The organism is Quyinboa mangrovi (assembly GCF_042219825.1).
Lineage (GTDB): Bacteria > Bacteroidota > Bacteroidia > Bacteroidales > UBA5342 > JBHJHP01.
This window is the reverse complement of record NZ_JBHJHQ010000004.1, coordinates 607,339-620,047: the sequence shown is the minus strand read 5'-3', so window position 1 is coordinate 620,047 and position 12,709 is coordinate 607,339. Positions and strand designations below refer to the sequence as shown.

Genomic DNA, 12,709 nt, shown 5'->3' with positions numbered 1-12,709 from the left:
CTGCGTACTCTTACAAATATATTAAAAATGGACAACTTAAACTACGGAATAGTTGGCAACTGCCGTAGCGCCGCACTAATTTCGGAGCATGCATCATTGGATTGGTTCTGTCTTCCGGCATTCAATTCTTCTTCTGTTTTCGCATCCTTACTTGATGAAAATAAGGGTGGTACGTTTAAAATCATTACTGATGATTCATACGCGATTTCACAGAAATACTTAAAAAATACTAATATTTTATCCACACGGTTTGATAATGGGGAAAACATCTTTGAAGTTATCGATTTCATGCCAAGGTATAAAAATGAATCTTCGGAAGGTTATTACTGTCCCCCGGACATAATCCGATTTATAAAACACATTAAAGGGACACCAGAATTTAAGGTTAAGTACAATCCCAGTCTTGAATATGCAAAACATCCTACAAAAACGTATATTCACGATGGGTATGTAAAAAGCCATACACTAAAAGGGACCTACGATTCTCTTTACCTCTATTCTGATATAGATTTCAACAGCATTTTGAATGGAGAAACCATAACAGTTACTTCTGATGCTTATTTTCTTGTTTCCTATAACCAAAAGATTTTACCACAATCCGTTCAACGAAGTTATCTTAAGTTACAACGTACTAAAGTATACTGGCTGAATTGGTCAGAGCGGACTATGCTATATACAAACTATAACGATGAAATTATCCGCAGTGCCCTTGTTTTAAAATTACTTAGTTATGATAAAACAGGAGCTGTGATAGCTGCTCTTACCACTTCATTACCTGAAACTATAGGTGAGATAAGAAACTGGGACTATCGTTTTTGCTGGATCAGGGATGCCTCCATGGTTATAAAAGTCATGGCTGGTCTTGGTCACATGAATGTTGCGCAGAAGTACCTGAATTTTATCATTGATGTGATATCAGACAAAGATGATAAAATACAGATTATGTATGGTATTAACGGGGAAAAGAAACTAACTGAAACAACGCTTGATTATCTGGATGGATATATGGGCTCAAAACCGGTAAGAATTGGAAATGATGCCTATAAGCAGAAGCAGCATGATATTTACGGTGTTTTAATGGACGTTATGTATCAGCAGTTCAAGCTTTATGAAACATCTCTACAGAACAGTGAAGAATTATGGACGATAACCCGAAGTATTCTAAGAAGCGTTGAACGAAACTGGAAGAAACCGGATCGCGGAATATGGGAAATCAGAAATGAACAACGTCATTTCACCTTTTCAAAAGTGCTTTGCTGGGTTGCTGTTGACAGAGGACTTAAAATTGCAAAACTTATCAAACAGAAGGAATATATTAAACCTTGGGAAAAACTGCGTGACAACATTGAAAAAGATATACACAAAAAAGCATGGAATGAGGAAATCGGTGCCTATACTCAATCTTATGGTTCAAAAGAACTTGATGCTTCCACTCTTCTAATGGAGAGTTATGGATTTATTGACGCAAGACATCCCAGATATATATCAACTGTAAAAGCGACTCAAAAACAGCTGGTATTCAACGGACTGATGTATCGGTACAGAAATACGGATGATTTTGGAGTTCCTTCTTCCGCCTTTACGATATGTACTTTTTGGCTCATCAACAGTTTATATAAAATTGGTGAAAAAGTGGAAGCAAAAAAAATATTCGAGGAGCTTCTCGGCCATAGCAATCATCTGGGGCTATACAGTGAAGATATTGATTTTCAAACAAAACGTCTGCTGGGAAACTTTCCTCAGGCGTATTCACATTTAGCGTTAATAGAGACTGCCATAATGTTATCAGGAGAAGAAATTCACCTGGATACTATGAATGAATTATAGAGAAAAAACTAACAAAAATCATAAATTTGTATAATTGAGGGTTGTACTTTTGCCGCCTCTTTAAAATAATACTTTATACCTGATCGATATGATATTTGAGAACGGAAATGTGAGAGATGGATTTATGCATCATTTTAATACTGAAGAAAATATTTGCAATATTAAGGCTGTCGGAAATATATCAATCAGTGAATCTCTTGAAGCACTAAATAAGGTCATGAACCATCCCGAGTTTCATGAAAACCTAAAATTTAACGTTGATCTGACCGAAATAAGATTTAACCCATCCTATAACGAAATTGAAAGCATAAAAGCCAGACTTATTAAACAAAAAGAAAGGCTTAAAAATAAAATTGCTCTTGTATCTGTAGGGTCGGTTTCAATAATTGTATATCTGATCGCTCAATACGCAAAACACAACGGTTTGATAATAAAATCGTTTACATCGTTTGAGAAGGCAAATGACTGGATCAACGAAACAGACGAATCTGTAACTCTGCAATAATTTCGATTAAGTCATAAAAAACCCGGTCCTTTTGAACCGGGTCTCATTTTCAGGTTTACTATTTCCTGATGTCTAACCGTAGAAACCTGCTAATTATAATTTAATTCTTACAAATCGCTCTTTGGGGGTCATTGAGATACCACATCTTGCCGGGGCTTCACCTTCGTAAGTATTTCCACAGGTTGTACAAACCATGTACAAATCAGATAATGAGTCTACATTGTTTCCGTTTAACGCATTCAGCGCTTTTTCATACAAGGCTTTATGTTTCTTCTCGACCTGATATGCATAGTTAAATGAGATCATTGCCAGATTAGCACTTTCAGCTGATGCATCCTTTATAAAATCTGGGTACATGGTAGCAATTTCGTAGGATTCACCAGAAATCGCATCACCGAGATTTTCCTTGGTTGTTTTAACTTCAAATTCCGGATTTACTACCGGTACCTCGGCAGCCATTTTTTCGAGTACAGCTTTATGGTTCCCTGCATGTATACTCTCAGCTTTAGAAGCCGCTCTGAACAGCAGGGCAATTTTACCGTAACCTTCCTTGTCAGCTTTTTCTGCATAAGCTGCATACTTTGCACTTGCAGTAGTTTCACCTTTAAATGCATTTTGCAAATCCTTAACTGATTTCTGATAATTAACAGCCAGCGGTGCTTTGGCTTCAACTGTCAAATTCAATGACAGCATTATAAGAATAAAAAAAGAGATAAATCCTGTTTTCATAATTTTATATTTTATGTTTTTTACTCCCACAAATCTACAGCCAAGAGCATAAAAAGAACCTGAAAGGATTCTTAAGACTTACTTAAAATCAATGGTGGAAAATCAGGGTAAAAGCAGTTCCCTTTCCGGACTCACTATTAACTGAAACTATAATATTAAGCAGATTAGCAAAGCGTTTCACGATTGAAAGCCCCAATCCATTTCCGCTGATACTACTGCTTCGCGACTCATCAGTCCGGTAAAACCGTTCAAAAATCTTCTTTACTTCTTCCGGACTCATTCCTTTACCTTCATCCCTGATAGTTAATGAGAGTTGTTCTGAACTTTCATGTGATGCTATATTGATGATCCCATGTTCAGGCGAATACTTAACAGCATTGGTTAAAATATTTTCAATGATTTGTCCCAACATAAATGCATCACTTCTTATAGTAATCGATTCCGGAATACTAATATCAAAAGTGAGATCCTTTTTATTAACGGGTTCCTCCAATCGCGAGATCACATCGTGGACCAGTTCAATAACAGAAAGTTCATTAAAATTCAGTGTTTCTTTTCCACTTTCAAACCGGGCCAGAAGTAAAAGCTGTTCAACAAGACCGGACATCCGTTCAATTTCAGCCAATCCACTGTTGAGTTTATCCTCGTAATAAGCCACCTCACGCGGTTTTCTGAGCATCAGCTCCATTGTTCCCTTCAAAACAGACAACGGAGTACGCAGTTCATGAGAAGCATCTGACGTAAATTGCTTTTCCCGTTCTATGGCACCCTGAATCCTATCCAGCAAACCGTTAATCGTTTGGGTCAAAGTATATAGTTCATCTTTACGGACAGGCAATTCTATACGTTCCTTCAAATTTTCATGCGTAATTTTTTGCGCTGTATTCGTTAACTGATAAATAGGTTCAATACTCTTTCGTGCAATGTAGCTGGAAATTAAAAATAAAATGCCCAAAACAACAGGAAAAGCAAGTATTAATATAATTCTAAGGTTTCTCAAAACCATCAATGTATCCTCCAGGGGCATAGCCACTGAAATATAACCAAGTGTTACTCCCTGAGTATTTTTAACCGGAACCTGCAGCTGGTAAATGGGAGATCCGGAAATCTCATCTTTAAAGTTCAACTTTCCAATTTGATCCTTCTTAACATGCAGAGCCTCATTTACGAGATTTGGAGATCTTTTTACAACTGTTCCTGAACTGTCGGCATATTGAATAAAGGTTGGATTAACCTCAATCTGACCGTGTTCGTTTTCCAACCATTCATTGGGATTGGTAAAGTAAATCTGATCACTCAAAACAACCACGCTATTGAAGAGCTCCAGGGATTCGGCGTTTAGGTCACCATCCAAATGATTATAGACTGTGGAGTGCACCACAATGTAAATGGTAAGAAAAATTACTATGGATAGCATGGCCGAAGCCAGCATAAAATTTAGTGCTACACGATTACTGTATTTGCTACCGTTCATTGTCTTTTATCAGGTATCCCACACCTCTTATGGTTCTAATATAACTGGTACTTCTGCCTTTATCAATCTTTTTACGCAATGCATTAATGTAAACATCAATTACGGATGTATCATAATCAAAATGTATGTCCCACACATGTTCTATGATTCTGGTCCGGGAACAGACTTTTTCTTTACTGCGCATTAAGAATTCCAGCAATGCAAATTCTTTTTGTGTCAATGCAATCTCCTCTCCTTTCAAAAAAACCTGATGCGATTCTACATTCATTGCCAAATCACCAACTTTTAAAACAGATGTTTCCGATTTATCATTCCTTAGTTGAACCCTTATTCTGGCCAGTAATTCATCAAAAGAGAATGGTTTTTTGATGTAATCGTTAGCTCCCATATTCAGCGCAAAAACTGTATCATCCACAGTATCTCTGGCCGTTAAAAAAATAACAGGAACCTCCGAACCGCTCTTTCTGACCTGCCTGCATATCTCCAGCCCCGTAACTCCAGGAACCATCCAGTCCAGTAATAATATATCGTATTCGCCATCATTTGTCAGTGCAAGCTCCAGACCTTTATTGCCTTCATAAGCTACATCAACCGCATATGATTCTTCCTCCAAACCCTCTTTAAGGAGATTTGCAATTCCGGGTTCATCTTCAACAATCAGTATTCGCATTCAGATTTAATTTTATGCACAATTCAGATTAAAACCCCAGGTTTAATTCAACACCAGCAGCGTGTTTAAAAACCAGTTCTCCTCCATAATATCCGGTTCTTGCTATCGCTAAAACAGAAGCAAAAAACAGAACCATTGACAAAACTTTCAAAATACCTGAATATTTCTTCAAATATACAACAACTATTCTGTATAGGGCTGTAATACTAACTAACCATATTGTTAACTCTGCTGCTGATTCATGGATTTCGAGTGCCTGCTTCAGCATACCTTCTTCAGCAATGCCACTTCCTGCCAGTTCGCCGGATAAAAGAGCTGCAACAGTTCCTAAAGCACCTAAAATCAACAAAGTAAATCCAGCCCGGGAAAAAAACTCTTTTTTAAAGAACAGGCTTACGATGTCAAATACAAAGCCTACAATAAGTAAAGCGATTGGAAAATGTACAATCATGGGATGCAAGTGAGTTGTGTCAATCATAACTTTGAATTTAATTTAACTGGTTCAAAATTAGAACCGGACTGCTTAAATGAAGGTAAGACTTTCCTTAAAATTCGCTTAAAAAACTGCCTTATACTGTTCTTAACAGGTACACTAACAACTTAGCATGTAAATTCCACAGCTCTGCAAGTAAAATTTATTATAATTGTAGTTATACCTTTATTTTGTTGGTGAATTATAAAAAAACACCAAATGAAACCATCTAAAAAAACAAAATTCTGGATTATTTATCATGTTGGCCTGCTGTTTTTCAGCTTGTTAGCAGCCATGATTATAAAATCGGTTCAATACCATGATGCATTTCATCCAACTGCTTTAGCCTCTTTCTTTACAATATTCATTTTGTGTATTTCGCTGGGGTACCTGACCATTTATCTGGTAAATCATTCAAAAAAATATTCTCATAAAGAATTGCGCAAAAAGATCATTCCGGGACTCCTTATTTTTCACATCGCCGCTTTTATAATCGCTAACATCGCAATTACTCTTGGTTCGGCCGGATGGTATTTTTTCACCGGAGAAAGTTTTCAGGGATTCTGGAATCATTTGTTGCATCAGGAGCTTAGCTTTGGCAACGCCCGCTTACTGATATGGCTGTTGTTTTTCACCCTTGCCTTTTTCTTCGTATTATGGCAGAAGTCCGCTAAAAAAGAACAGCAATTACGCGAAGAAAATCTACGGTTTCAGTACCGAACATTGAAATCCCAGGTCAATCCGCATTTCTTATTTAATAGTCTTAATACACTATCAGAACTGGTGTACAGCGATGCCAAAAAAGCAGACAACTACATCCAGAAGTTATCACAAATCTATCGCTATATCATTGAAAACGAAACAAATGATCTTGTTCCTTTAAAAAAGGAACTGGCGTTTGTGGATAAGTATTTTGCCTTGCAAAAAGAACGGGACAATGGGAAAATTGAACTGCATTCAACAATCTTCGAAACAGACCAATATCAGGTCATTCCTGTCTCGGTTCAGATGCTGATCGAAAATGCATTAAAACACAATGCGGCATCAATGGATAAGCCTCTGATTATTGAACTCAACATAGAAAATGAAGTGATTTGCGTTAAAAACAATATTCAACGTAAATCAACCATGCAGGAATCTACAGGTACAGGACTGAAAAACCTGAAAGAACGTGTACATTTGATTCTGAATAAAACCATGACTTATAAAGAAGAACATAATCAATTCGTGGTCTTTCTGCCACTTAAAATGACTAATAATGAACATTCTGATCATTGAAGATGAGAAACCGGCTGCCGATAAGCTGAAACGCATGCTGGCTGAAGCTGATCCGGAGATTAATGTTCTGGATCAGTTAAGCTCTGTTGAATCAGCTTCCAACTGGCTTTTAGCTCATTCTGCTCCGGAATTGATATTCATGGATATCCAACTGGAAGATGGTACCTGCTTCGAAATATTTGAAAATGTAGAAATTGATACGCCGGTAATTTTCACCACTGCATACGATGAGTTTTCTCTTAAAGCTTTCAAGGTAAATAGCGTTGATTACCTCCTAAAGCCCATTGATCCAACCGAATTAAATCATGCGTTGGATAAATTCAAAAAAATCCATCAAACCCAACCGAAACTAAACAGTATTCAATCACTTCTCACAAAATTGCAACCCAGAACAAAAGAACGTTTTCTGATCAAAACCGGCGATTACTTCCATTCGGTACCCGCATCAGATATTGTCTGTTTTTACATAATGGAACGGTGCAATTTTATCTTTACAACCACGGGCAAAAACTACCCCATAGATTATTCACTCGAAAAAATAGAAACACATGTGGATAATTATCGCTTTTTTCGCGTGAACCGAAATTACATCGTGAATTATCAAACCATTAAAGATGTGCTTGCATTTTCCAACAGCCGCTTAAAAATTTCACTCAAATCATCTCCAACAGAAGAAGATATTATTGTCAGCAGGGAACGCGTTGCTGCATTTAAGGACTGGATGGACCGATAAAGCAATTTCATAACATTTCAGTATTGAAGGACTTTGTAAATTATTCTATATTTGTGGTTCATTCAGAATGAGGTTTTGAAAAGGTTTAAAAAATATATCGGGTTACTGTTTATTCTACTTTCGGGAATTTTAATTTCCGCGCACGAACTGATTCCACATCATCACCACTTCGATTCGGTTTATTCACATACATCCGAATCGCCTTTTAAAACCACACCTGATACTCAGCATGGTAATCACGAGGATTCTTCCTCCCATTGTCACGCGTTCAATGATTCGTTTGTTGACCGTATTTTAACAGCACGTTATAATTTTGTACAACCTGAATATTTTTTCATTGCAATTGTTAATACAGAAACAGAGCTTCAACCGGAGGTTTACCTATCCAATATATTTACATTTGGCCCGGTCTGCTTCAAACAACATAATTTTCCCGATTCGGACCCACTGCGTGGTCCGCCACAATTCATCTGATTTTTACTTATTACCAAATGTGATAGCAATATTCCGTGTTTTTCTGCTAATTACCCCTCGCCTAAAGGGTGAAGCAGAAAACTAAAGATTGTATTTACTAACAGGTAATCTAAATCGCCTTTATCAAAGGTGTTACAGGACTCTTCCGTCGTATTCAAACGGATCAATTCTGCCATATTATTAATCTTACAAATCAGATGTATGATCAATCGTATAATATCATTTTCCATTAAAAACAAAGCCCTGATCGGACTAATGACCGTTGGCCTGATCCTGGGTGGCATTTATTCGGTGCCCCGTATTCCCCTGGATGCCGTACCTGATATTACCAACAACCAGGTTCAGGTCATCACTACAGCGCCAAATCTGGGAACCGAAGACATAGAACAATTTATTACTTACCAGGTGGAACTGGCTGTTGCCAATCTGCCCGGTGTAACCGAGATCCGTTCAGTTTCCCGGTTTGGATTATCGGTCGTTACCATTGTATTTAAAGATAACATGGGAACTTACCTGCCGCGCCAGCTGGTAAGTGAAGCGCTGAATGATGTAAAAGAAAAAATACCAAAAGGCTTTAGTCAGCCATTTATTGCCCCCATCAGCACAGGGCTCGGCGAAATCTACCAGTATACGCTTCAGGTTGAACCGGGTTTTGACACAGCCTATAATGACATGGATCTGCGCACCATGCAGGAATGGATTGTAAAACGGCAGATGGCCATGGTGCCAGGTGTGGTTGAAGTTAACTCATTTGGAGGGCGTGGCAGACAATACGAGGTGGCTGTGAATCCGGATCAGTTACGCAGCATGGGGTTGACCATCACTGATATTTTTAACGCACTGGAATCCAACAACCAAAACACCGGTGGCGCCTATATCGAAAAAAATCACAAAGCCAACTTTATTCGTGGCGAAGGCCTGATGCGTTCGCCGGATGACATTAGAAATACGCTGGTTAAATCCATTAACGGACATCCTGTTTTTATAAGAGATGTAGCCGAAGTAAAATACGGCAGTTTTGTCCGGTTCGGGGCATTCACTCAAAACGGGAAGGGAGAATCCGTTGGCGGCATAGTGATGATGCTGAAAGGTGAAAATTCCAACAATGTCATTCGTGATGTGAAAGAACGGATTGAATTGATTCAAAAGTCACTACCTGAAGGTGTCACCATACAACCGTTCCTGGACAGAAGCCGCTTAATCAAACACACCACTTCAACCGTTGCCGAAAACCTCACCATTGGTGCACTGATTGTGATCTTTGTTCTGGTCATCTTCCTTGGCAACCTCAGAGGTGGACTTATTGTAGCCTCTACTATTCCGCTGTCCCTGCTCTTTGCATTTATCATGATGTATCTGTTTGGGGTATGGGCAAACCTGATGAGTCTTGGAGCCATTGACTTCGGGATTCTGGTGGATGGTGCTGTCATTATTGTGGAAAGCATGATCTACTACCTCCATAAAAAGAAGTTCATCGGAACAACACTTACGGCTTCCAAACGGAATAAAATTGCTGAAAGCTCGGCGAAAAAAATGATGAATTCAGCATTTTTCGGCCAGCTGATCATCCTGATCGTTTTTATTCCGGTTATGGCACTTCAGGGCGTGGAAGGAAAAATGTTCAAGCCTATGGCCATGACCTTTGGCTTTGCGGTTTTGGGAGTAGTCATTCTTTGCCTGACTTATATTCCCATGATGGCTTCCCTGTTTTTACAGCCGCCTAAAAACAATAAAAAAACGTGGGGAGAAAAGGTTGTTAAGCGACTGGAAGAAGCTTACAAGCCCATAATATCGTGGTCCATTCGTAAAACAAAACTCATCACAGTTTCAGCAGTCGTCCTCCTAATTGCCGGTGGATTTGTTTTCAGCCGCATGGGCGCGGAGTTTATTCCTCAACTGGATGAAGGCGATTTTGCCTTTCATGCCTTTTTAAAACCGGGTACATCACTCACAGAGGTAAAAGATGCATCCACGCGTATTGAAAAACTGGTGCTTAAGGAATTTCCGGATGAGGTAGCTTCCATTCAAAGCCGGATTGGCGTGGCCGATGTTCCCACAGATCCCATGCCGATGGACATTGCCGACATTTTTGTGATTCTGAAACCACAGGAAAACTGGAGCAAAGCATCCTCAAAACAGGAACTCATGGACAAAATTAAAGAAGCCGTTGCAGTATTTCCGGGCATTAATTATGAGTTCACCCAGCCCATTGAGATGCGCTTTAACGAACTACTGACAGGTGTACGGGAAGATGTAGCCATCAAGTTGTACGGTGATGATCTGGATGTACTGGCCGATAAGGCCCAGGAGATAGCGGGTCTGGTATCGGGCATTGAAGGCATTGCCGGCATAAAAGCAGAGGCTACCCGCGGTTTACCGCAGATTACGGTTCATTATGACCGGAATAAACTTGGTCAGTACGGACTTAACATCGATGAACTGAATACGGCGGTACAAACGGCTTTCAGTGGCGGTGTGGCCGGCATTATATACGAGGGTGAACGCATGTTCGACCTGGTAGTACGCCTGGATGAAGCACACCGGAAAAGCATTGATCACATAAGGAATTTATACGTCAACCTGCCGGATGGCAACCAGATCCCGCTTAAAGAAGTGGCTGAGATCAGCTACCAGCCGGGTCCGATGCAAATCAGCCGGGACAATACAAACCGTCGAACGTATGTCGGCATTAACGTGGAAGGCCGCGATGTAAAGTCGCTGGTGAACGAAATCCGCAGCACGCTGGATGAACAACTGGATCTGCCTCCCGGATATTACATTCGTTACGGCGGCGCCTTCGAAAACCTGGAACGGGCAACTAAACGCTTAACGCTAGTGGTACCGCTGGTGCTGGCGCTGATCTTTTTGCTGGTCTTTTTTGCTGTAAAATCGTTTAAACAAACGCTTATGATTTATGCTGCCATTCCATTTGCTGCCATTGGCGGAATCTTCACACTCTGGTTTCGTGGCATGCCGCTAAGCATTTCTGCCGGTGTAGGTTTTATCGTTCTTTTCGGCATTGCCGTATTAAACGGACTGGTTTTAATCAGCAGCTTCAACGAACTCAAGGCAAAAGGTAAATTTGGATTGAGCGACATCATTAAAAAAGGTACGGTAAGACGCATCAGGCCTATTCTGCTAACTGCATCTACAGACATCCTTGGGTTTCTCCCTATGGCTGTTTCAACATCTGCCGGAGCCGAGGTTCAACGTCCGCTGGCCACAGTGGTCATTGGCGGAATGCTTACCTCTACCCTTTTGACCCTGATTGTGTTACCGGTTCTTTATAAAATGGTGGAAACCGGTAAGCACAGGCTGGAGGGGCCATTTAACGGGTTGAACACAAAAGCAATACCTGTCGTTTTAGTTACCGGACTGATCCTGTTAGCCAACCCGGTATCAGCTCAGACTCAAACGCTTTCTCTTCAGGATGCTATTGAAAGAGCCTATGCGGTATATCCTTCGGTGAAAACAGCTGACATGGAAATTCAAAAGCAAAAAGCGCTGAAATCCACCGCCTACGATTTAGGATCAACCTCGGTTTACACCGGACGGGAAGAGACCAAAAGCGGAATACCGGGAATTCAAAACCGGATTGGTGTAGGACAAAACGACATCGATCTTTTTGCTGTACCGGCAAAAACAAAACTGGCGAATGAACGCATTCAACTTGCCGAAACACAAAAAGAAATTACGGTGCAGGCACTGAAACAGCAGGTCAGTTTAGCCTGGTATGCCGCACTGAATGCAAAAAAAGAATGGTTGCTTTATCAGGAACTGGATACTGTTTTTGAAGGTTTTCTTAAAGCAGCGGAACTGCGCTATAAAACCGAACAAACCTCTAAGATTGAATACCTTGCGGCTTCTTCAAAGTACAGTGAACTACAGCTTAATATAAAAACTGCAGAAAGTGATTACAAAGCTGCCTTGCAATCGCTGAATCAATACCTTTTGCTGGAAGAACCATTTGTGGTAATCGCTGAAACACCATTTAAGAAACCAGAGGTATTTTCTGAAGATTCTATTCAAAGTAGTCCGATACTGAATGCCCTGAGTGCAAAAACAGAGGTCAGTAAAGCTGAATGGAAAGCAGAAAAGTCAGCATTGCTCCCCAAACTTGATCTGGGTTATAAGCTTCAAAGCATTGACGGGGAAAATGGATTTTACGGCTGGGAGGCCGGCATTTCTGTTCCATTGATGGTCTTTTCGCAACTAGGTAAAAACAAAGCTGCAGAACTGGATTACAAGATGGCCGGTCAGGATTACAAGATGAACCGCTTAAAGCTTCAGGCTGCCTATAATGAAAAACTTAGCAGGTATAACAGCCTTTCCGAGGTTCTTTCCTACTACCAAAACGAAGCACTTCCATTGGCAACCGAACAGATCTCTGCCGCAAAACTGGGTTACAGACTTGGAAGCATTGATTATATCCAGTTTATTCAAAACGTGGAAGCGGCTTATAAAACCAGACGGACTTACATTCAAAAACAAGCTGAAGCATTGCGATTACAAACAGAATTAAACTATTTAACCGGAAAATAAAACAA

The 12,709-nt window shown here is 40.0% G+C and carries 10 protein-coding genes; 6 read left to right on the top strand and 4 right to left on the bottom strand.

Going from position 1 to position 12,709, the window contains the following annotated elements:
• The first annotated feature begins 27 nt into the window (after positions 1-27).
• Together ACE1ET_RS11265 and ACE1ET_RS11260 are read left to right on the top strand one after the other, a co-directional pair.
• Positions 28-1,827: a glycoside hydrolase family 15 protein gene (locus tag ACE1ET_RS11265; RefSeq protein ID WP_375728508.1), complete on the top strand. Its 1,800-nt coding sequence runs from the start codon at positions 28-30 to the stop codon at positions 1,825-1,827.
• Between the two features lie 88 nt (positions 1,828-1,915).
• Positions 1,916-2,332: a hypothetical protein gene (locus ACE1ET_RS11260; protein ID WP_375728507.1), complete on the top strand. Its 417-nt coding sequence runs from the start codon at positions 1,916-1,918 to the stop codon at positions 2,330-2,332.
• A gap of 93 nt (positions 2,333-2,425) precedes the next feature.
• Here ACE1ET_RS11260 and ACE1ET_RS11255 read toward each other — a convergent pair whose 3' ends face one another.
• From ACE1ET_RS11255 to ACE1ET_RS11240, 4 genes are all read right to left on the bottom strand, one after another.
• Complete coding sequence (locus ACE1ET_RS11255; protein WP_375728506.1) at positions 2,426-3,061, bottom strand: rubrerythrin family protein; 636 nt, start codon at positions 3,059-3,061, stop codon at positions 2,426-2,428.
• Between the two features lie 88 nt (positions 3,062-3,149).
• Positions 3,150-4,535: a sensor histidine kinase gene (locus ACE1ET_RS11250; protein WP_375728505.1), complete on the bottom strand. Its 1,386-nt coding sequence runs from the start codon at positions 4,533-4,535 to the stop codon at positions 3,150-3,152.
• Positions 4,525-5,205, bottom strand: a complete 681-nt coding sequence (locus ACE1ET_RS11245; RefSeq protein WP_375728504.1) for a response regulator transcription factor — start codon at positions 5,203-5,205, stop codon at positions 4,525-4,527. The genes ACE1ET_RS11250 and ACE1ET_RS11245 overlap by 11 nt, the downstream gene beginning before the upstream one ends.
• 28 nt (positions 5,206-5,233) lie before the next feature.
• Entirely contained in the window at positions 5,234-5,683 is a 450-nt protein-coding gene (locus ACE1ET_RS11240) for a DUF2231 domain-containing protein (RefSeq protein WP_375728503.1), read from the bottom strand.
• A gap of 213 nt (positions 5,684-5,896) precedes the next feature.
• Between ACE1ET_RS11240 and ACE1ET_RS11235 the strand changes: the two genes are divergently transcribed.
• From ACE1ET_RS11235 to ACE1ET_RS11220, 4 genes are all read left to right on the top strand, one after another.
• Entirely contained in the window at positions 5,897-6,955 is a 1,059-nt protein-coding gene (locus ACE1ET_RS11235; protein ID WP_375728502.1) for a sensor histidine kinase, read from the top strand.
• Positions 6,936-7,688: a LytR/AlgR family response regulator transcription factor gene (locus tag ACE1ET_RS11230; RefSeq protein WP_375728501.1), complete on the top strand. Its 753-nt coding sequence runs from the start codon at positions 6,936-6,938 to the stop codon at positions 7,686-7,688. Before ACE1ET_RS11235 ends, ACE1ET_RS11230 begins: the two co-directional genes overlap by 20 nt.
• A gap of 75 nt (positions 7,689-7,763) precedes the next feature.
• Positions 7,764-8,162, top strand: a complete 399-nt coding sequence (locus ACE1ET_RS11225) for a hypothetical protein (RefSeq protein ID WP_375728500.1) — start codon at positions 7,764-7,766, stop codon at positions 8,160-8,162.
• A gap of 201 nt (positions 8,163-8,363) precedes the next feature.
• Complete coding sequence (locus ACE1ET_RS11220) at positions 8,364-12,704, top strand: CusA/CzcA family heavy metal efflux RND transporter (RefSeq protein ID WP_375728499.1); 4,341 nt, start codon at positions 8,364-8,366, stop codon at positions 12,702-12,704.
• The last annotated feature ends 5 nt before the right edge of the window (positions 12,705-12,709 follow it).